The following is a 19,592-nucleotide window of genomic DNA, read 5'->3' on the forward strand; positions in this document are numbered from 1 at the left end:
CTACCGCGCCCCTCCGTCCGCGTCCTGGCGGCCGGTGATTCCCTCGGTGGAGGCGATCACGGGGCGCATCTTCTTCTCGAGCGCCTCGAAGAACATCGACAGCGGAAACTCGTCGTCGAGCACGGCGTCGGTGTATCCCTTGGGGAGCCCCGCGAGAACGTCGTCGGGCAGCCCGCGCGCCCACACCGACGCGGGGTGCGGGGTCACGACCGAGCGGACGAGGTCGTAAGCGGCGAGCCAGTGCGCGGTCTTGGGGCGGTCGATCGAGCGCCAGTACAGGTCGTCGATGGCGTCGGCGAGGGCGACCACCGCACCCGGCACCTCGTCCCAGTCGAACGCGAGCGACGTGTCGGTCCAGTGCAGCACGCGACGCTGGTGCAGCCACGCGAACAGCAGCTGGCCACCCAGGCCGTCATAGTTGCGGACGCGCGAGCCGGTGATGGCGAAGCGGAAGATGCGGTCGAAGATCACGGCGTACTGCACGAGCTCGGCGTGCTCGAGCATGGCCCGCTCGGCGTCGTCGAGGTCGTCGCGCGCCGACAGGCGCTTCTGGATCTCGACGCACTCCCGGAACGCCGTGAGGTCGCACCGCAGTTCCTCGAGGGAGTAGAGGAAGTACGGCATCCGCTGCTTGATCATGAACGGGTCGAACGGGAGGTCGCCGCGCATGTGGGTGCGGTCGTGGATGATGTCCCACATCACGAACGTCTGCTCGGTGAGCGACTGATCGTCGAGCATGCGAGCCGCGGCCTCGGGCAGGTCGAGCTTGGTGATCTCGGCCGCCGCGCGCGTCACGCGGCGGTAGCGCGCCGCTTCGCGGTCCTGGAAGATCGCGCCCCAGGTGAACGTCGGCACCTCGCGCATCGCGACGGTCTCGGGGAAGAGCACCGCGGAGTTCGTGTCGTACCCGGACGTGAAGTCGACCAGGCGCAACGAGACGAAGAGGCCGTTGGTGTACTCGGTCTCGAGGCGGGCGATGAACTCGGGCCAGATCACCTCGACGAGGAGGGCTTCGACGTGGCGGTCGCGCGAGCCGTTCTGCGTGTACATCGGAAACACGACGAGGTGACGGATGCCGTCCACGCGGTGCTGCTGCGGCTGGAACTGCTGCAGAGAATCGAGGAAGTCGGGCACGCCGAAGCCGGTGTCCCGCCAGCGTGCGGCGTCGACGACCACCGCGCGCAGGTACGCGTCGTCGTGGGGGAAAAGCGGGGTCAGCGCCGTCACGGCATCCACGATGTCGGTGACGAGCGCGGCGGCCCGACCGTGATGGGCGGGATCGGGGACCGAGCCGTCCTGGGCCTGAAGGCCCTGCACTTCGGTTGCGGCGCCCTTGAGCAGGGCCCACGCGGGCGAGTGCTCGACCGTGTCGACCGTGTGCCCGTCGAGCAGGTCGTGGACAGAACGCGAAGGTGTGACGAGGGTCATGGTGGCCTCCGATCGGCTCTACGGGAAAAGTTCCTGTCAAACAGGAATGCTAACGGAAAACTTACGGATGCCGCCAGGGCGCCTCACCCGGGTCCTGCTACTGTCGGGCGCATGTCCGACGGCCCCGTTCGCCGCGCGCGGCTCGACGACACCGTCGACGCCGCCATCGTGCGCGAGATCTCCCGCGATGCCCGCGCGACCCTCGCGCACCTGTCCGAGAAGGTCGGACTGTCGGTATCGGCCGTGCAGTCACGGCTGCGGCGTCTGGAGGCGCGCGGGATCGTCCGCGGGTACCGCCCGGTGCTCGATGCCGAAGCGCTCGGCCGCCCGCTCGCGGCGTTCGTCGAGATCACGCCGCTCGATCCTGCGCAGCCCGACAACGCCCCGGAGCTGCTCGCCCACCTCAGCGCGATCGAGGCGTGCCATTCGATCGCCGGCGATGCGGCCTACATGCTGTTCGTCCGTGTCCCCACGCCGCGCGACCTCGAGACGCTCATCCGAGACATCCGGGCCGCCGCGCAGGTCAACACCCGCACCACGATCGTGCTGCAGACCTTCTTCGAGGCGCGCCCGATCGAGCCGGCCGACTTCCCGGCCTGACACCGCGCGGATACATCTGCCGACGGATGCCGTACGCCGGCCCGCCGCGTACCGTGAGACGAATGCGCATCACCCTGCGTCCCCTGCACCGGTACCAGCTGGTCGTGGACCTCGTCGTCGCCGGCCTCTTCGGGCTGACCGCGGTGGTCCTGGAGCTGCAGACCGGTGACGTGGGCGGCAACCTCGGTGCGGTGCTCTTCGTGGCACTGCTCACGGCGGCCTTCGCGTTCCGTCGTCTCCAGCCCGGGCTCGCGCTGACGCTGGCGTGGGCCGGGGCCGCCGTCCAGATGGCCTTCCTCCGTTCGCCCACCCCCACCGACGTCGTCATTTTCGCGGTGCTCTACTGCACGGCGGCGTACGGAACCCGCCGGGTGTTCTGGGCGGGGCTGGCCTCCGCGGTCGGGGGTGCCGTCGTGGTCACCGGATACCTCGTCCTGCGCGGCGGGGCATCGGTGTTCTTCCCCGACAACGGCTTCGCCGTCGTCGCCCTGCTGCTGAGCTCGGGTTTCGCGTTCCTTCTCTCGTGGGTCACGGGCGCGCTCGTGCGCACGGCGCGTCGGGCGTCCGAGAACGCGCGCGCCCAGCGCGAAGCCGAAGAAGCGACGATCGCCGAGCAAGAGCGTGTGCGCATCGCCCGCGACATGCACGACGTCGTCGCGCACTCGCTGGCGGTCGTGATCGCTCAGGCCGACGGGGCGCGCTACGCCGCCGCGCAGGACCCCGAGGCCGCCACTCGGGCGCTGCAGACCATCTCGACCACCGCGCGCCTCGCCCTGGCCGATGTGCGCCTGCTGCTCACACAACTTCGTCACAGCCAGGCCGACGGCCCGCAACCGACACTCGCCGACGTCGACGGGCTGTACGCGCAGGTGCGCGCGGCCGGCATGGAACTCACGACCACCGTCGACCCGGCGCCCGCCGGAGAGCCGCCCGCCGCCGTGCAGCTGGCGCTGTACCGCATCCTGCAGGAGGCCCTCACCAACGCCCTACGGCACGGTGCCGATCGTCGGGCGTGGGTGCGCTTCGCGTGGCATTTGGATCGGGTCGACCTCACGGTGGGCAACCGCCGGGGGGACGGCACCGCGCCCGCCCCGGGCGGACACGGTCTGATCGGCATGCGCGAACGCGCGCAACTCGCCGGGGGTTCTCTGGCGGCGACCCCCGAGGGAACCGACTTCGTGGTCCGGGCGACCCTCCCGATCGGAGCCGTGTCGTGAGCCCCGGACGGCGAGTGTCGCGCCCTCGCTCGGGACCGTGGATGCCACACCGCCCCGCGCCTCGAAAGGAGCCGCTGTCATGACCTCACCGATCCGCGTGGTGCTCGTCGACGACCAGGCGCTGTTCCGCGCCGGCATCCGGATGGTGCTGGACTCGCAGCCCGACCTCGAGGTCGTCGGTGAGGCATCCGATGGGCGCGAAGGGATCGAGGTCGTCCGCGCGACCCGCCCCGACATCGTGCTGATGGACGTTCGGATGCCGGTCATGGACGGGCTCGCCGCGACCGCCGAGATCCTGCGCGACCCGGGTGCTCCGCGCGTCGTGGTGCTCACGACCTTCGATCTCGACGAGGCGGCCGCACGAGCCATCCAGCACGGGGCGAGCGGCTTCCTCCTCAAGGACTCCGACCCGGAGTTCCTGCTGTCGGCGGTGCGCACCGTGCACGCGGGATCCGCCGTGATCGCCGCGCAGGCGACGCGCGACCTGTTCGCGCACATCGCCGAGGCGGGCGCGAGCGAGCCGGTCCCGCCGAGCTACGCGGCCCTCACCGATCGCGAACGGGAGATCTTCGCGCTCGCCGCCGCAGGGCTCAGCAACGCCGAGATCGCCGCGCGCGAATTCCTCTCCGAGGCGACGGTCAAGACGCACGTCAGTCGCATCCTCACGAAGCTGTCCCTCCGCGACCGGGTGCAGCTCGTGGTCTTCGCCTACCGCCACGGCCTGGTCTGACCGCGCCGCTCAGTCCGCGGCGTCGGCATCCGGGTGGTGGAGCTCCGGGTCGTGCGCCCACGTGGGGGCGAGCGCGCGGATGCGCGCGGCGCGCCACTGCCACGTCACCCACAGGCCCGGCCACAGCGCGGGAGCCGCGGCGCCGCCGATCGTGAGGCGTTCGCGCCACAGCGTCCGGGTCGGGTCCCCGGGCACCGCGGACACCGCCATCTGGTGGTCCCACACGTCCAGTGCCGCAAGCGGCCCGGTCAGGGGCACACCCCAATCCCGGAACACCCGCACGCGCCCGTGCCCATCCGTCGTCTCGCGATCGGCGACCGAGATCAGCTGGCGCCCCACGGGGAGAATCCCCGCGGCGCGCATCTGCACGGGCACGTCATCGCCGGACTCGAACGCCGTCGGAGCCTCCTCGAGGGGCTCGACGTCGAGCAGCGGGCCGTACAGTTCCGCGACCGCACGGGGGGAGTGCAGGGCTCGCCAGGCGGCATCCGGATCGCAGTCGATCTCGAACTTCAGCAGAATGCGCATGCTCGCATTGTGCCAATTCCCGGCGGGAATGCCGCCGGGTTGACGGGCCACGAGGAGCGCCCCGCTCGTCGTAGGCTCGAGGGATGCCGAACACCTCCGATGCTCTCGCGCAGGCGAACTACCAGGTGCGTCTCGAGTGGGGCGACGCGGGGCTGCGCCGACTGGCGCCCGCGCACGTCGTCGTCGTGGTGCAGACGCTCGGGCTGACCGCCCGCGTGCTCGCGGCCGTCGAAAGCGACGGCAGCGTGACCGCCTCGTCGAGCGATCCGGCCGCGCGCATCGCGCTCGCCGCCCAACGTGCGGGGGCGCATGTCGTGGTCGCGGGAATCCGCAACGCCGCCGCCGTGGCCGCGCACGTCCTCGACGTGCAGCGTTCGCGCGGCGACCGGACCAGCATCGCCGTCGTCGCGGCGGGCGACGCGGACGCCGCGGAGGGGGCGGCTCCCCGGTTCGCCGTCGAGGATCTCCTGGGCGCGGGCGCCGTCGTCGCGGCCCTGGGTGACCTCGGCATCGACCACGCCTCGCCCGACGCCGCCGTGGCCGGGGAGGGGTTCCGCGCGCTGCGCGGCGCGGTGCGGCACCTCCTCACCGCGAGCGGAACCGGGCGCCTCCGGGCCGACGCGGGCGAACGCGACCTCGTGCTCGCCGCCGCCGAGCGCGACGCGGCATCCGTCGTCCCCGTGCTCCGTGACGGGACCTTCGTCCGCGCGTGACGCGGTAGCCAGCCCGGCCCCGCCGTCAGCGCGGCGTCGCCGCCGCCAGTCGCGTCGCGGGGGTGATCTCGCGACGCACCCACGTGAGGGCGAATCGCGGATCGAAGGACGGTGCGCACTTCGCGCACGACGTCGGCCGCGTCGCGCGGCGATGCCGATAGGCGACGTGTCCGGCCGGGCAGGTTCCGACCCACGGCGCCAGCTCGTTGGCGGTTTCGCCCGCATGCGTGGTGCCGCCGACGTAGCCGAGTTCGCGGGCCGCGCGCTTCCACACCGGCCCGTGCCCCGCGGGCGCGCCCGCGAGCGCGTGCGCGACCTCGTGCAGGAGGGTCTGGTGGTTGGTGTCGTCGTCGTACCGCGCGGCGAGGTAGCGCGAGACGCTGATGCGGCGTCGACCGTAATCGCAGAGCCCCGCGCGGCGCTTGGCGTTGTCGAAGGAGAACGACCACGACTCGTCGAGGTGCAGGGCGATCAATGCCTCCGCCCACGTACGCACGCGCTGCAGATCCGACATGACGGCAACTGTAGGGAGGGGCTCCGACGTCAGCTCGCGACGACGGCGCGGGTGCGCCGTCGGTCCGCCGCGTCGATCGCGAGGAGCGTGGACTCCAGCTCGGCATCCGTGGCGCCGGCATTCTGGCGCAGGAACAGCGCGCGCTTGAAGTCGGTGCGCGCGGCCTCGTAGTCGCCCTCGTCGTAGTGCACCTTGCCCCGGTGCTGCAGGGCGAAGGCGGCGATCCCGGCCCAGCCCTGTCCTTCGGCCTCCTCCGCACACGTCGTCAGCTCCTGCTCGGCGGCGGCGAACGCGCCCCGGCACTGCTGGATCGTGGCGTGCAGGATGCGGGCGCGCAGCAGGTCGCGGCGGGTTCCGGCCATGCGCGCGACACGCACCGACTGCTCCGACACCGTCAGGGCCTCGTCGAAGCGGTCGAGCACCTTCAGCAGCCACGTGCGTTCGAGCAGGGCGGGGAGGCTGCGCTGCGAGCCGATCTCCTCGAGTCGCTCCGCGCACTCGCGAGAGTCGGTGATCTCGCGCAACGTGTCGGGGTCGTACCCGTGGATGTAGCTCACCGTCGCTCCTCTCGAATGGCCGATGCCTTCCAGTCTGCGGTGCCGGTGCCCGATGCTCTGTCTCGCCACACCGGCGTGCCGCGGATCACGTTCGATACGGCTCCCGGACCGTGCTCGTCAGCGGTCGAAGATGGATGCCGAGGGTTTCGGCGACGGTGTCGCGTCGGCATCCGTCGCGGGGCGTGCGCCGCGGATGAATTCGTCGATCTCGGCTCCCTGAGCCACTTTCGCGGGGTGGGGGCCGGCGGCCATGAGGCGCGGGAGCCACTCGACGGGGAGGGGCGCGGACGACGCGGCGATAACGAGGTTGCCGAACCGGCGGCCCTTGAGCACTTGCACTTCGGCGAGCACGATGACCTCGGGCAGCACCTCGCGAACCGTCGCGACCTGGCGGCGCGCGAACGCCAGCCCGGGCCCGTCCGAGACGTTGACCAGCAGCACGCCGTCGGGCGCGAGCAGCGCCGCGGCCTCGCGATAGAACTCCACCGTGGTCAGGTGCGCCGGCGTCTGGGCGCCCGAGTAGACGTCGCTGACCAGGAGGTCGACGGCGCCGTGCAGACCCGATGGAAGCCGGCCGAGGCCCGCGCGGGCGTCACCGATGCGGACACGGATCGCGGCGCCGCGGGGGAGCGGGATGTTCTCGCGCACGAGGTCCCACAGCGCCGGTTCCAGCTCGATGACCTGCTGCCGTGAGCCCGGTCGCGTGGCCTCGACGTACCGGGGGAGCGTCAGGGCCCCCGCGCCCAGGTGGACCGCGGTGAGGGGTTGCCCTGGCATCCGGAGTCGGTCGATCACCGCACCCATGCGCGCGACGTACTCGAAGTGCAGGTGCGTCGGATCGTCGAGGTCGACGTGCGACTGCGGGGTCCCGTCGACGACGAGCTCCGACCCCGACACGTACGTCGAGGCGGTGACCCGCGCGATCGCCCCGTCGGACAGGCGCGCCGTGGGTGCGTCGTCCGGTTCCACCCGCATGCGTGCCATCCCTCCACGCTAGCCCGCGCCCTGGGGCGTGAGTCGCCAAGAATTGTCGCCTGGGGGACGCCCCAGGCGACAATTCTTGGCGACTCACGCGCGGGGCTTCGGCCGAAACACGATCGATACGCGCGGGCAATGGGCTCGAAGCGCGTCTGCATGTACGGTCGGGGGAACAGCAACACGGAGCGCGGCACGACGTTGTGGACAGCGCCGTCGACCTCCTCCTTTCTCCCCCCGGAAGGCAACAGAAAATGCAAGGTTCTCTTCGACGACGCCTGCTCATCGGCGGATCGGCGCTCGCCATCGGCGCTCTGGCCCTGTCGGCCTGCACGAGCCAGCGTGACGACAACGGTGGCGGCGACGCGGCCGGAGACGTCGACTCGACGTTCGTGTTCGGCGCCTCGGGCGACCCGTCCAGCCTCGACCCGGCGTTCGCGAGCGACGGGGAGTCGTTCCGCATCTCACGCCAGATCTTCGAGGGTCTCGTCGGCGTGGAGCCGGGAACGGCCGACCCCGCCCCGATGCTCGCCGAGAGCTGGGAGCAGTCCGAGGACGGACTGTCGTACACCTTCCAGCTCAAGGAGGGCGTCACCTTCCACGACGGCACCGAGTTCAACGCCGACGCGGTGTGCTTCAACTTCGACCGCCAGAACAACTTCACCGGTATCGCGCAGTCCGAGAGCCTGTCGTACTACTGGGGCAAGATCATGCGCGGCTACGCCGACACCGGCACGTCGATCTACGGCGGCTGCGACGCCGCGAGCCCCACCGAGGTCACGATCACCCTCACCGAGCCGTTCGCCGGCTTCATCCCCGCCCTCTCGCTTCCGGCTTTCGCGATCCAGAGCCCGACGGCGCTCGAGGAGTACGGCGCCGACGACGTGGGCGGCACCTCCGAGGCCCCCACGCTCAGCGAGTACGCGCAGGGCCACCCGACGGGTACCGGACCTTTCCAGTTCGACTCGTGGGAGCCCGGCGCCGAAGCGACCGTGAGCGCGTACGACGGCTACTGGGGCGAGCAGGGCCAGGTGCAGCAGGTCATCTTCCGCGTGATCGGCGACACCACCGCCCGCCGCCAGGCGCTCGAGTCCGGCTCGATCGACGGGTACGACCTCGTCGCTCCCGCCGACCTCGGTGCGCTCGAGAGCGCGGGCTACATGCTCGTCAACCGCGACCCGTTCAACATCCTCTACCTCGGCATGAACCAGGCCGACCCGGCGCTGGCCGACCCGCGCGTCCGCCAGGCGATCGCCCACGCCATCGACAAGGAGCAGCTGGTCACCCAGGTGCTGCCCGAGGGCACGACCGTGGCATCCCAGTTCATGCCCGAGAGCGTCATCGGCTTCAACCCGGACGTGACCACGTACGACTTCGACCCCGAGGCCGCCACGGCGCTGCTCGCGGAAGCCGGATTCACCGAGGCCGCCCCGCTGAACCTGACGTTCAACTACCCCGTCAACATCTCGCGTCCGTACATGCCGAACCCCGAGCAGATCTTCACCAACCTGCAGTCGCAGCTGCAGGCCGTGGGCATCGTCGTGAACCCGGTGTCGAACGAGTGGGGCGAGTACCTCGACCTCATCCAGGGCGGTTCGCAGCACGGCATCCACCTCCTCGGCTGGACCGGCGACTACAACGACCCCGACAACTTCGTGGGCACGTTCTTCGGCGGCGCCTCGAACGAGTGGGGCTTCGACAATGCCGAGCTGTTCTCGGCCCTCACCTCGGCCCGCGGCCTTGCGACCGAGGACGAGCAGGAGCCGGCCTACCAGGACGTCAACGAGCAGATCGCGCAGTTCCTGCCCGGTGTGCCGCTGGCCAACCCCGTACCGACGCTCGCATTTGCTCCGCGCGTGAAGTCCTACCCGGCCAGCCCGGTGCAGGACGAGGTCTACAACGAGATCGAACTCACCGAGTGATCCGGATGCCGCGGGCCGACGTCCCTGTCGTCGTCGGCCCGCGGTCTCCCGCGTCCCCCCGACCCCGAGCCCTGTGAGAACCCGTGCTCCGCACCATCGGCAGGCGTCTGCTCCTGCTCGTCCCGACTCTGTTCGGGCTTTCCGTCCTTCTGTTCCTCTGGGTCCGCGCGCTGCCGGGCGGACCCGCCGTCGCGCTGCTCGGCGAGCGGGCGACCCCCGAGGCCGTCGCCCGCATCAACGAGCTGTACGGGTTCAACGAGCCGCTCTACGTGCAGTACTTCACGTGGCTCGGCCGTCTGCTCTCGGGTGACTTCGGCTCATCCATCCAGACCGGCCGGCCGGTGCTGGAGGAGTTCTGGCGCCGGTTCCCCGCGACCCTCGAACTGTCGATCGGCGCCCTGATCGTGGCGGTGGGCATCGGCATCCCCCTCGGCTACTGGGCCGCACGCCGCCACGGCAAGGCGTGGGACCACATCGCCGTGGTGCTGAGCCTCATCGGCATTACGATCCCGGTGTTCTTCCTCGCGTTCATCCTGAAGTACGTGTTCGCCGTGCAGCTCGGGTGGCTGCCCTCCGACGGGCGGCAGAACCCGCGCATCGACGCGACGCACTACACGAACCTGTACGTGCTCGACGGCATCATGACGGGGGAGTTCGACGCCGCGTGGGATGCCGTGCTGCACCTGGTGCTGCCGGCCATCGCGCTGGGCACGATCCCGCTCGCGATCATCGTGCGCATCACGCGCGCGTCCGTCCTCGAGGTGCAGAACGCCGACTACGTGCGCACGGGCCGCGCGAAGGGCATCGCGCAGTCGACGTTGCGCAACCGGTTCATCCTGCGCAACGCGATGCTCCCCGTCATCACGACCGTCGGGCTGCAGGCGGGTCTGCTGATCGCGGGGGCGGTGCTCACCGAGACGGTGTTCGCCTTCCCGGGCATCGGGCAGTTCCTCGCGCGCGCGATCTTCACGCGCGACTTCCCGGTGCTGCAGGGCTTCATCATCTTCATCGCGATCGCGTACGCCCTGATCAACCTGCTCGTCGACCTGTCGTACAGCGTCATCGACCCGAGAGTGAGAGTCAGTTGAGTTCCGGCATCCTCCCTCCCGCCCCCAGCGGCGGTCCCGTCGACGACAACGCCGTGGTCGACAGTCAGCTGCTGTCGGCGAAAACGCGCGGCGGCTTCTGGCACGACGTGTTCCAGCGGCTGCGCCGCAGCCCCGTCGCGTGGATCGGCGCGATCATCGTCGTGGCGTTCCTGCTCGTCGCGGCGCTGGCGCCGCTGCTCGCGCCGTACCCGGCCGAGTCGCTCCCCGGTCAGCGCTTCATCACCCCGACCGACATCCCGGGTCCCGGTGAGCTGCCGGAGTTCCCGCTCGGTCTCGACCGCTTCGGCGGCGACGTGCTGTCCAAGCTCATCTGGGGCGCCCAGGCGTCGTTGCAGATCGGTGTGATCTCCACGGCGATGGGGCTCCTCGGGGGCATGGCGCTGGGCCTTCTCGCCGGGATGTTCGGCGGCTGGGTCGACGTGGTCGTCATGCGCTTCGTCGACATCCTGCTGTCGGTGCCGAACCTGCTGCTCGCGGTGTCGATCGCGGCGATCCTCGGCCAGAGCCAGCTCGCGATCATGATCGCGATCGGGGCGTCGCAGGTTCCGGTGTTCGCGCGCCTGCTGCGCGCGTCGATGCTGCAGCAGCGCGGGGCCGACTACGTGCTCTCAGCGCAGACCCTGGGCCTCAGCCGTCGCACGATCACGATGACGCACGTGCTGCCCAACAGCGTCGGGCCGGTCATCGTGCAGGGCACGCTGACCCTCGCCACCGCCGTCATCGACGCGGCCGCGCTGTCGTTCCTCGGCCTCGGCGGCGGGCTCCCGCAAACCGCCGAGTGGGGTCGCATGCTCACCTACGCGCAGGCCGAGCTGGCGATCGCGCCGTGGCTGGCGTTCCTCCCCGGCATCTGCATCGCCGTGACGGCGCTGGGCTTCACGCTCCTGGGCGAGTCGCTGCGCGAGGCGATGGACCCCCGCACCCGCGCGCGGTAGCCCGCGCCCCGCGGGCGGCTCGCGTGGGTTCGGTGGCTCGCGTGGGTTCGGTGGCTCGCATGGGTTCGGTGGCTCGCGTGGGTTCGGCGGCTCGCGTGGGTCGCGGCGTCTTCATCGCCGCGAGAACAGGGGATGCGGCGGGTGCAGGCCGTTTCGCCGCGGATGGGCCTGTTGTGGTGGCATCCCCTGTTCTTGTGGCATCCCCTGTTGTGGTGGCATCCCCTGTTGCGGTGGCATCCCTGCTCCGGTGGCCGGTGGAGGCAGAGGGGGCGCGGAGGATTGACTGTGCGGTGCCGGTCGCGAGAACCGACGATGCGCTGGGTACAGGCCGTTTCGCCGCGGATGGGCCTGTTGTGGTGGCATCCCCTGTTCTGGCGACATGCCGCACCGCTCCCCGCGCTCCCCGCACCGCGGCGCTTGCCGCACAGCGGCGCCCCCGCGCCGCGCTTACCCGGCCAGCCCGAGCTCGTTGCCGGGAATGGATGCCAGCAACCGGCGCGTGTACGGATCGCGGGGGTTCGTGAAGACCTCCTCGCTGGATGCCGCCTCGACCAGCCGCCCGTCCTTCATGACGCACACGTAGTCGCTGATGAGGCGCACGACGGCGAGGTCGTGAGAGATGAAGAGGTAGCTGAGGCCGTACTCGCGCTGCAGGTCGCCGAGGAGCTGCAGGATCTGCGCCTGCACGAGCACGTCGAGCGCCGACACCGGCTCGTCGCACACGATGAGCTCGGGCGACAGCGCGAGGGCCCGCGCGATCGCGACGCGCTGCCGCTGCCCGCCCGACAGCTCGGACGGATAGCGGCGGAGCATGGATGCCGGCAGGGCCACGTCGTCGAGGAGTTTCCGCACCCGCTTCTGGCGGTCGGCGCGCGAGCCGCGCTTGTAGAAGGAGAGCGGCTCCTCGATGATCCGCTCGACCGTGAACATGGGGTTCAGGCTCGAGTAGGGGTCCTGGAAGATCGGTTGCACCTTCTGCCGGAACTCCCGCAGGGCGTCGCCCTTGAGGGCGGCGACGTCCTGACCGTCGAAGAGGATCGAGCCGCTCGTGGGCTCGACCACCTTCAGCAGCATGCGTGCGGTCGTGGTCTTCCCCGAGCCGGACTCCCCGACGATCGCGACGGTCTCGCCGCGAGGGATCGACAGCGACACGTCGTCGACGGCGCGGAAGTCCTCGGCCTTTCCGCGGGACGCGTACACCTTGGTGAGGTTCGAGATCTCGACGATGTGATCGCGCGGGGCGGCCGTGTCGCGCTCGCCGCGGAAGTCCTCGGGGCGCAGGCGAACGGCGGCGACCGACGGTGCGGCGGCGACGAGCGACTTCGTATAGGCGTGCTGGGGGTTCTCGAGGATCTGGCGGGCGGGGCCCTGCTCGACCACCCGCCCGCGGTGCATGACCACCACGCGGGAGGCGCGTTCGGCGGCGAGTCCGAGGTCGTGGGTGATGAGGAGCACGGCCGCGCCGAGCTCTTTCGTCTGCGTGTCGATCTGGTCGAGGATCGTCTGCTGCACGGTCACGTCCAGCGCGCTCGTCGGCTCGTCGGCGATGAGCAGGCGCGGACGGCACGCGAGACCGATCGCGATGAGCGCACGCTGACGCATGCCGCCCGAGAACTCGTGCGGGTACTGTTTCGCCCGCTTCTTGGCATCCGGGAGTCCGGCGGCCTCGAGCGCCTCCACGACGCGGTCCGAGACGTTGCCGCGTTCGGCCAGCCCGTGCGCGAGGAGCGTCTCGGCGACCTGGGTGCCGATCTTGGCGACCGGGTTGAGGTTCGACATCGGATCCTGCGGCACGAGCCCGATCTGCCGCCCGCGCACCTGGCGCATGCGCGCTTCGCTGAACGTCGTCAGGTCGTCGCCGTCGAGCAGGATCTGTCCACGCGCGACTCGACCTCCGGATGCCAGAAGACCGATGATCGCCATCGCGGTCGTCGACTTGCCGGAGCCGGATTCGCCGACGATCGCGATGGTCTCGCCGGCGTGGATGTCGAGGTCGACGCCGTCCACGGCGCGCACGGGACCGTCCATGGTGGCGAAGTCGACCGCGAGGTCGCGGACGGAGAGAAGGGGCTGGGGGGATGCCGGAGCGGGGGGACCGGCGACATCGGAGGTCATTCCCCCATCCTCTCCCGCCGCCCGCCCCGTTCCCACCCCTCGTGCGTTTTCGTCACACCCCCGTAACGTCGCGTGAGTCGCCAAGATGTGTCGCCTGAGGGCACGGATAGGCGACACATCTTGGCGACTCGCGCACGGGGATACGGCAGTAGCGTGAGGGCATGCGCGTGGATCTCAACGCCGACCTCGGCGAGACCGTCGACGGGGTGCCCACCGCCGACGACGAGGCGATGTTCTCGCTCGTGTCCAGCGCCAGCATCGCGTGCGGCGCCCACGCCGGCGACGCCGAGTCGATGCGGGCGTCGGTCGAGCGGGCGAGACGGTTCGGCGTCGCGGTCGGCGCGCACCCGGCGTACGAGGATCGCGCGAACTTCGGCCGAGTGCGCCGCGACCCGCCCCCCGGCGAGCTGCGGGCGAGCATCGCCGCCCAGCTCGACGCGCTCGAGCTCGCCGGCGCCGACCTGCGCTACGTCAAACCCCACGGCGCGCTCTACCACGCCGTCTCCGTCGACGCCGCACAGGCCGCCGCGGTCGTCGCCGCGGTCGCCGACCACTCCGCCCGACTCGGCCGGGCCCTGCCCGTGCTGGGGCTCCCCGGCGCGATCAGCGAGGCCGCGGCATCCGCGGGGCTCCCGTTCGTGCACGAGGCGTTCCTCGATCGCGGGTACGCCCCGAACGGAGGTCTCGTGCCGCGCGGCCACCCGGGGGCGCTCGTCGAGGATCCCGAACGGGTCGCCGACCGCGCGCGCCGACTCATGAGCGACGGCACCGTCGACACGGTGGGCGGGGGCCGCATCGCCGTCCCCGCGGCGTCGTTGTGCCTGCACGGCGATACCCCGGCCGCGGTGAGCATGGCCCGTGCCGTGCGGGCAGCCCTCGACGACGCGGGGGTGGAGGTTCGCGCCCCGTGGTGACGCCGCTTCTGCGGCCGATGGGGGAGAGGGCGGTCCTGGCCGAGGTCGGCGATCTCGCCGGCGTCCTCGCGCTGCACGCGGCGCTCGCCGCGGAGCCGCCCGAGGGGATCGAGGACCTCGTCCCCGCGGCGCGCACCGTGCTGGTGGCGTTCGATCCCGCCCGCATCACGGTCGCCGCGGTGCACGCATGGATCCGCTCCGCCGCGGGGTCGCCGGCGCCGGAATCGCCCCCGGGACCTCTCGTCGAGGTGCCGCTCCGGTACGACGGCCCCGATCTCGACGACACCGCCGAGGCGCTCGGCATCCGCCCTCCCGAACTCATCGCGCGGCACGCCGCCGCGCGCTGGCGGGTGGCGTTCACGGGGTTCGCACCCGGCTTCGCGTACCTGGTGAGCGCCGACTGGGCGTTCGAGGTCCCCCGGCTGGCGCAGCCGCGCACGCGGGTGCCGGCCGGTTCGGTGGGACTCGCGGGGGAGTTCACCGGGGCGTACCCCCGCGAGACGCCCGGCGGCTGGCGGCTCGTCGGGACGACCGACGCCGCCCTCTTCGCCCCGGATGCCATCGACCCGGTGCTGCTTCCCCCGGGCGCGCGCGTGCGGTTCGTGCCGGAACGGGCTGCCGTCGCGGCCGCTGCGCCCGTGGCATCCGCTTCCCGGCACGAGCCCGGCCGCACCGCGCGGACGGATGCCGCCCCGAGGGCGGACGCCGCGCCGGCGCTCCGCATCCTCGATCCCGGCGCCCGCGCGACCGTCCAGGACCTCGGTCGTCCCGGCCGGGCCGGACTCGGCGTGTCCCGGTCGGGCGCGCTCGACCGCGGCGCCCTGCGCATCGCGAACCGGCTCGTCGGGAACGCCGAGGACGCCGCCGGTGTCGAGATCGTCCTCGGCGGTTTCCGCGCTCGCGCCGAACGTGACGTGTGGGTCGCCGTGACGGGCGCGCTCGCGGACATCCGCGTCGACGGCAGGGCGCAGGATGCCTACGCGCCCCTGCTGCTCTCCGCGGGTGCCGAGCTGTCGGTCGGGGTCGCCCGCGCGGGCGCGCGGCTCGTGCTCGCGGTGCGCGGCGGGATCGTCGCTCCGCTGTCGTTCGGCTCGCGCGCGACCGACACGCTGGCCTCGCTCGGCCCCGCGGCGCTGCGGCCCGGTGACGTCCTCCGCGCCGGTGCGGCCGTCGCGCCCGTCCCGGTCGTCGACGTCTTCCCGTGGTCGGTTCCCGCCCCGGCCATCGACGTCCCCGTGACGCCGGGGCCTCGTACGGACTGGTTCACACCGGCCGCGCTGCGCATCCTGCGGGACGCGACGTGGACCGTGACCGGCGACGCCGACCGCGTCGGCATCCGACTCGACGGCCCCGCCCTCGACCGATCCCGGCCGGACGAGCTGCCCAGCGAGGGGATGCGGCCCGGCGCGCTGCAGGTGCCCCCGCACGGGCGGCCGGTGGTCCTGTTGGCCGACGGTCCCGTCACGGGCGGGTACCCCGTGATCGCGGTGGTGACGGATGCCGCGCTCGACCGTCTCGCTCAGCTCCGGCCGGGAGACCGCGTGCGATTCCGCGGACGCTGAGGCCGGGATCGGGAATCCGGTCGAGGCGTGCGCGGTTATACCGCAGGTACGCAAAGTCGTCAAGAATTCGACTGGACACGGCGCGTCCTCCCGCGTATGCTTGGACTTTGCGCTCCTCGATTCCCCCTGCCCTCATATGGTGGTCGGCTGAGCCTGCCCGTCCCCGCTTCACCGCGGCGTGCGACGAGCAGGTTATCGGGGCAGGAACGCACTCCACCTGACGACAAGGAATCACGAGCCCCTCGCCCGGGCTTCTGGAGGTTATTCCCTTGGCTGCTGCGAGCAACGCATCCACCACCACCACCCCGAAGAGCGGACGCGGCGCATCCCGCCTCTCGTTCGCGAAGATCTCCGACAAGCTGACCGTTCCCGATCTGCTGGCCCTGCAGACCGAGTCGTTCGACTGGCTCGTCGGTAACGAGGCCTGGAAGGCCCGCGTCGCGGAGGCCCAGGCCGCCGGCCGCACCGACGTGCCCGAGATCAGCGGTCTCGAGGAGATCTTCGAGGAGATCTCGCCGATCGAAGACCTGAGCGAGACCATGCAGCTCTCGTTCACGAACCCCTACCTCGAGCCCGAGAAGTACTCGATCGAAGAGTGCAAGGAGCGCGGCAAGACCTACGCCGCGCCGCTGTACGTCGAGGCCGAGTTCATGAACCACCAGACCGGTGAGATCAAGACGCAGACGGTCTTCATGGGCGACTTCCCGCTCCAGACCGACAAGGGCACGTTCATCATCAACGGCACCGAGCGTGTCGTGGTGTCGCAGCTCGTGCGCTCGCCCGGTGTCTACTTCGACAAGACGCCCGACAAGACCTCCGACAAGGACATCGTCTCGGCCCGTGTCATCCCCTCGCGCGGCGCGTGGCTCGAGTTCGAGATCGACAAGCGCGACCAGGTCGGCGTGCGCATCGACCGCAAGCGCAAGCAGTCCGTCACCGTGTTCCTCAAGGCCCTCGGCCTGACCAGCGAGGACATCCTGGCCGAATTCGCCGGGTTCGACTCGATCGAGGAGACGCTGTCGAAGGACACGATCCTCACGAAGGAAGACGCGCTCCGCGACATCTACCGCAAGCTCCGTCCGGGCGAGCAGGTCGCCGCCGAGGCCGCCCGCGCGCTGCTGGACAACTTCTACTTCAACCCCAAGCGCTACGACCTGGCCAAGGTGGGTCGTTACAAGATCAACCAGAAGCTCGGTCTCGACAAGCCGCTGAGCGACTCGGTGCTCACGGTCGACGACATCGTCGCCACGATCAAGTACCTCGTGCGTCTGCACCGCGGTGACAGCTCGTTCGACGGCGTCCGTCAGGGCCAGGCCGCCGAGATCCGCCTCGACGTCGACGACATCGACAACTTCGGCAACCGTCGCATCCGCGCCGTGGGCGAGCTCATCCAGAACCAGGTCCGCACCGGTCTGTCGCGCATGGAGCGCGTCGTCCGCGAGCGCATGACCACGCAGGACATCGAGGCGATCACGCCGCAGACCCTGATCAACGTGCGCCCCGTCGTGGCCGCGATCAAGGAGTTCTTCGGAACGTCGCAGCTGTCGCAGTTCATGGACCAGAACAACCCGCTCGCGGGTCTGACCCACAAGCGCCGCCTGTCGGCGCTGGGCCCCGGTGGTCTGTCGCGTGAGCGTGCCGGCGTCGAGGTCCGTGACGTCCACCCCTCGCACTACGGCCGCATGTGCCCGATCGAGACGCCGGAAGGCCCGAACATCGGTCTGATCGGTTCGCTGGCCTCGTTCGCACGCATCAACGCGTTCGGATTCATCGAGACCCCGTACCGCCGCGTCGTCGACGGTCGCGTGACCGACCAGATCGACTACCTCACCGCGAGCGAGGAGAGTGACCACATCGTCGCTCAGGCCGGTGTCGCCCTCAAGGCCGACGGCCACTTCGTCGAGGACCGCATCCTCGCCCGTCGCGGTCAGGGTGGCGAGGTCGACCTGTTCCCCGTCGACGAGATCGGCTACATGGACGTCTCGCCGCGCCAGATGGTGTCGGTGGCGACCTCGCTCATCCCCTTCCTCGAGCACGACGACGCCAACCGCGCCCTCATGGGTGCGAACATGCAGCGCCAGGCCGTTCCGCTCGTGCGCAGCGAGTCGCCCGTCGTGGGTACCGGTATGGAGGGCTTCGCCGCGATCGACGCCGGTGACGTCGTCACCGCCGAGAAGTCCGGCGTGGTGCTCGAGGTCTCGGCCGATGTCGTGACCATCCAGCTCGACGAGGGCGGCACGCAGGACTACTTCCTGCGCAAGTTCGACCGGTCGAACCAGGGCACGTCGTACAACCAGCGCGTGGTCGTCTCGGCCGGTGAGCGCATCGAGGCCGGCGAGGTCATCGCCGACGGCCCCGCGACCGAGAACGGCGAGCTCGCCCTCGGCAAGAACCTCCTCGTGGCGTTCATGACGTGGGAGGGTCACAACTTCGAGGACGCGATCATCCTCAGCCAGGACCTCGTGAAGGACGACACGCTGTCGTCGATCCACATCGAGGAGTACGAGGTCGACGCGCGCGACACCAAGCTCGGCAAGGAGGAGATCACCCGTGACCTCCCCAACGTCAGCCCCGACCTGCTGAAGGACCTCGACGAGCGCGGCATCGTCCGCATCGGCGCCGAGGTGCGTCCCGGCGACATCCTCGTCGGCAAGGTCACGCCCAAGGGCGAGACCGAGCTGTCGGCCGAGGAGCGCCTGCTCCGCGCGATCTTCAACGAGAAGAGCCGCGAAGTCCGCGACACCTCGCTCAAGGTTCCCCACGGCGAGCAGGGCACGATCATCGCGGTCAAGGAGTTCAACGCCGAGGACGGCGACGACGAGCTCGGCTCGGGCGTCAACCGTCGCGTCGTGGTCTACATCGCCCAGAAGCGCAAGATCACCGAGGGCGACAAGCTCGCCGGCCGCCACGGCAACAAGGGTGTCATCGCCAAGATCCTCCCGATCGAGGACATGCCCTTCCTCGCCGACGGCACCCCCGTCGACGTCGTGCTCAACCCGCTCGGTATCCCCGGTCGAATGAACTTCGGTCAGGTGCTGGAGACCCACCTCGGGTGGATCGCCAAGCAGGGCTGGAAGGTCGAGGGCACCCCCGAGTGGGCCGCACGCCTGCCGCAGGAGGCGTTCGAGGCCGCCCCGAACACCAAGGTCGCGACCCCGGTGTTCGACGGTGCCTACGAGCAGGAGATCGCCGGTCTGCTCGACTCGACGCTCCCCACGCGCGACGGCGAGCGCCTGATCGACTCGTCGGGCAAGACGCGCCTGTTCGACGGCCGCTCCGGCGAGCCCTTCCCGGCGCCCATCTCGGTCGGCTACATGTACATCCTGAAGCTGCACCACCTCGTCGACGACAAGATCCACGCTCGCTCGACGGGCCCCTACTCGATGATCACCCAGCAGCCGCTCGGCGGTAAGGCCCAGTTCGGTGGCCAGCGCTTCGGTGAGATGGAGGTGTGGGCGCTCGAGGCCTACGGCGCCGCGTACGCGCTGCAGGAGCTCCTCACGATCAAGTCCGACGACATCCTCGGCCGCGTCAAGGTGTACGAGGCGATCGTCAAGGGCGAGAACATCCAGGAGCCCGGCATCCCCGAGTCGTTCAAGGTGCTCATGAAGGAGATGCAGTCGCTCTGCCTGAACGTCGAGGTCCTCTCGGCCGACGGCACGGCGGTCAACCTCCGTGACACCGACGACGACGCCTTCCGCGCCGCCGAAGAGCTCGGCATCAACATCTCCAGCCGCTTCGAGTCCTCGTCCATCGACGAGATCTGACCCGGC

General features: G+C 70.7%; 16 protein-coding genes. 10 read left to right on the top strand and 6 right to left on the bottom strand.

Going from position 1 to position 19,592, the window contains the following annotated elements:
* Positions 1–1,428 carry a DUF6421 family protein gene (locus P5G46_RS10940; RefSeq protein WP_375094768.1) on the bottom strand — a complete coding sequence of 476 codons (1,428 nt, stop codon included), beginning with the start codon at positions 1,426–1,428 and terminating at the stop codon, positions 1–3.
* Between the two features lie 111 nt (positions 1,429–1,539).
* On the opposite strand from P5G46_RS10940, the gene P5G46_RS10945 reads away from it, so the two are divergent.
* From P5G46_RS10945 to P5G46_RS10955, 3 genes are all read left to right on the top strand, one after another.
* Positions 1,540–2,028: an Lrp/AsnC family transcriptional regulator gene (locus P5G46_RS10945; protein ID WP_239275726.1), complete on the top strand. Its 489-nt coding sequence runs from the start codon at positions 1,540–1,542 to the stop codon at positions 2,026–2,028.
* Between the two features lie 62 nt (positions 2,029–2,090).
* The gene (locus tag P5G46_RS10950; RefSeq protein ID WP_375094767.1) at positions 2,091–3,245 is read left to right on the top strand and encodes a sensor histidine kinase; all 1,155 of its coding nucleotides are present in this window, start codon (positions 2,091–2,093) and stop codon (positions 3,243–3,245) included.
* 79 nt (positions 3,246–3,324) lie between these two features.
* Positions 3,325–3,975, top strand: a complete 651-nt coding sequence (locus P5G46_RS10955) for a response regulator (protein ID WP_239275722.1) — start codon at positions 3,325–3,327, stop codon at positions 3,973–3,975.
* A 9-nt stretch (positions 3,976–3,984) separates the two neighbouring features.
* On the opposite strand, the gene P5G46_RS10960 is transcribed toward P5G46_RS10955, so the two are convergent.
* Entirely contained in the window at positions 3,985–4,503 is a 519-nt protein-coding gene (locus tag P5G46_RS10960) for a hypothetical protein (RefSeq protein ID WP_239275720.1), read from the bottom strand.
* An 83-nt stretch (positions 4,504–4,586) separates the two neighbouring features.
* Between P5G46_RS10960 and P5G46_RS10965 the strand changes: the two genes are divergently transcribed.
* Positions 4,587–5,216 carry a 2-phosphosulfolactate phosphatase gene (locus P5G46_RS10965; protein ID WP_375094766.1) on the top strand — a complete coding sequence of 210 codons (630 nt, stop codon included), beginning with the start codon at positions 4,587–4,589 and terminating at the stop codon, positions 5,214–5,216.
* 25 nt (positions 5,217–5,241) lie between these two features.
* On the opposite strand, the gene P5G46_RS10970 is transcribed toward P5G46_RS10965, so the two are convergent.
* The 3 genes from P5G46_RS10970 to P5G46_RS10980 all read right to left on the bottom strand — a co-directional run bounded on the left by P5G46_RS10970 (position 5,242) and on the right by P5G46_RS10980 (position 7,271).
* Positions 5,242–5,730 carry a SprT-like domain-containing protein gene (locus P5G46_RS10970; RefSeq protein WP_239275716.1) on the bottom strand — a complete coding sequence of 163 codons (489 nt, stop codon included), beginning with the start codon at positions 5,728–5,730 and terminating at the stop codon, positions 5,242–5,244.
* Between the two features lie 29 nt (positions 5,731–5,759).
* On the bottom strand, positions 5,760–6,287 hold the full coding sequence (locus P5G46_RS10975; RefSeq protein WP_239275714.1) for a tetratricopeptide repeat protein: 528 nt from the start codon (positions 6,285–6,287) through the stop codon (positions 5,760–5,762).
* 117 nt (positions 6,288–6,404) lie between these two features.
* Entirely contained in the window at positions 6,405–7,271 is an 867-nt protein-coding gene (locus P5G46_RS10980; RefSeq protein ID WP_375094765.1) for a spermidine synthase, read from the bottom strand.
* Between the two features lie 245 nt (positions 7,272–7,516).
* Here P5G46_RS10980 and P5G46_RS10985 point away from each other — a divergent pair, with 245 nt between their 5' ends.
* The 3 genes from P5G46_RS10985 to P5G46_RS10995 all read left to right on the top strand — a co-directional run bounded on the left by P5G46_RS10985 (position 7,517) and on the right by P5G46_RS10995 (position 11,228).
* Positions 7,517–9,184 carry an ABC transporter substrate-binding protein gene (locus tag P5G46_RS10985; RefSeq protein WP_375094764.1) on the top strand — a complete coding sequence of 556 codons (1,668 nt, stop codon included), beginning with the start codon at positions 7,517–7,519 and terminating at the stop codon, positions 9,182–9,184.
* An 83-nt stretch (positions 9,185–9,267) separates the two neighbouring features.
* The gene (locus P5G46_RS10990) at positions 9,268–10,272 is read left to right on the top strand and encodes an ABC transporter permease (RefSeq protein ID WP_239275709.1); all 1,005 of its coding nucleotides are present in this window, start codon (positions 9,268–9,270) and stop codon (positions 10,270–10,272) included.
* Positions 10,269–11,228 (top strand): ABC transporter permease, encoded by a 960-nt coding sequence (locus P5G46_RS10995; RefSeq protein ID WP_375094763.1) that lies wholly within the window; start codon positions 10,269–10,271, stop codon positions 11,226–11,228. The genes P5G46_RS10990 and P5G46_RS10995 overlap by 4 nt, the downstream gene beginning before the upstream one ends.
* A 447-nt stretch (positions 11,229–11,675) precedes the next feature.
* Here the strand turns inward: P5G46_RS10995 and P5G46_RS11000 are convergent, their stop codons facing one another.
* Positions 11,676–13,343: an ABC transporter ATP-binding protein gene (locus P5G46_RS11000; RefSeq protein WP_239275707.1), complete on the bottom strand. Its 1,668-nt coding sequence runs from the start codon at positions 13,341–13,343 to the stop codon at positions 11,676–11,678.
* A 161-nt stretch (positions 13,344–13,504) separates the two neighbouring features.
* Between P5G46_RS11000 and P5G46_RS11005 the strand changes: the two genes are divergently transcribed.
* The 3 genes from P5G46_RS11005 to rpoB all read left to right on the top strand — a co-directional run bounded on the left by P5G46_RS11005 (position 13,505) and on the right by rpoB (position 19,586).
* Complete coding sequence (locus P5G46_RS11005) at positions 13,505–14,257, top strand: LamB/YcsF family protein (RefSeq protein ID WP_375094762.1); 753 nt, start codon at positions 13,505–13,507, stop codon at positions 14,255–14,257.
* Positions 14,251–15,819, top strand: a complete 1,569-nt coding sequence (locus P5G46_RS11010) for a 5-oxoprolinase subunit B/C family protein (protein WP_375094761.1) — start codon at positions 14,251–14,253, stop codon at positions 15,817–15,819. Before P5G46_RS11005 ends, P5G46_RS11010 begins: the two co-directional genes overlap by 7 nt.
* 269 nt (positions 15,820–16,088) lie before the next feature.
* Entirely contained in the window at positions 16,089–19,586 is a 3,498-nt protein-coding gene (rpoB, locus tag P5G46_RS11015) for a DNA-directed RNA polymerase subunit beta (protein WP_239276993.1), read from the top strand.
* Positions 19,587–19,592 lie beyond the last annotated feature (6 nt).

This window comes from Microbacterium mcarthurae (genome assembly GCF_046064585.1).
Taxonomy (GTDB): Bacteria; Actinomycetota; Actinomycetes; order Actinomycetales; family Microbacteriaceae; genus Microbacterium; species Microbacterium mcarthurae.

Coding starts and splice junctions, on each gene's coding strand:
- P5G46_RS10940 (WP_375094768.1), bottom strand. CDS start 1,428: ATGACCCTCGTCACACCTTCGCGTTCTGTCCACGACCTGCTCGACGGG.
- P5G46_RS10945 (WP_239275726.1), top strand. CDS start 1,540: ATGTCCGACGGCCCCGTTCGCCGCGCGCGGCTCGACGACACCGTCGAC.
- P5G46_RS10950 (WP_375094767.1), top strand. CDS start 2,091: ATGCGCATCACCCTGCGTCCCCTGCACCGGTACCAGCTGGTCGTGGAC.
- P5G46_RS10955 (WP_239275722.1), top strand. CDS start 3,325: ATGACCTCACCGATCCGCGTGGTGCTCGTCGACGACCAGGCGCTGTTC.
- P5G46_RS10960 (WP_239275720.1), bottom strand. CDS start 4,503: ATGCGCATTCTGCTGAAGTTCGAGATCGACTGCGATCCGGATGCCGCC.
- P5G46_RS10965 (WP_375094766.1), top strand. CDS start 4,587: ATGCCGAACACCTCCGATGCTCTCGCGCAGGCGAACTACCAGGTGCGT.
- P5G46_RS10970 (WP_239275716.1), bottom strand. CDS start 5,730: ATGTCGGATCTGCAGCGCGTGCGTACGTGGGCGGAGGCATTGATCGCC.
- P5G46_RS10980 (WP_375094765.1), bottom strand. CDS start 7,271: ATGGCACGCATGCGGGTGGAACCGGACGACGCACCCACGGCGCGCCTG.
- P5G46_RS10985 (WP_375094764.1), top strand. CDS start 7,517: ATGCAAGGTTCTCTTCGACGACGCCTGCTCATCGGCGGATCGGCGCTC.
- P5G46_RS11000 (WP_239275707.1), bottom strand. CDS start 13,343: ATGACCTCCGATGTCGCCGGTCCCCCCGCTCCGGCATCCCCCCAGCCC.
- P5G46_RS11005 (WP_375094762.1), top strand. CDS start 13,505: ATGCGCGTGGATCTCAACGCCGACCTCGGCGAGACCGTCGACGGGGTG.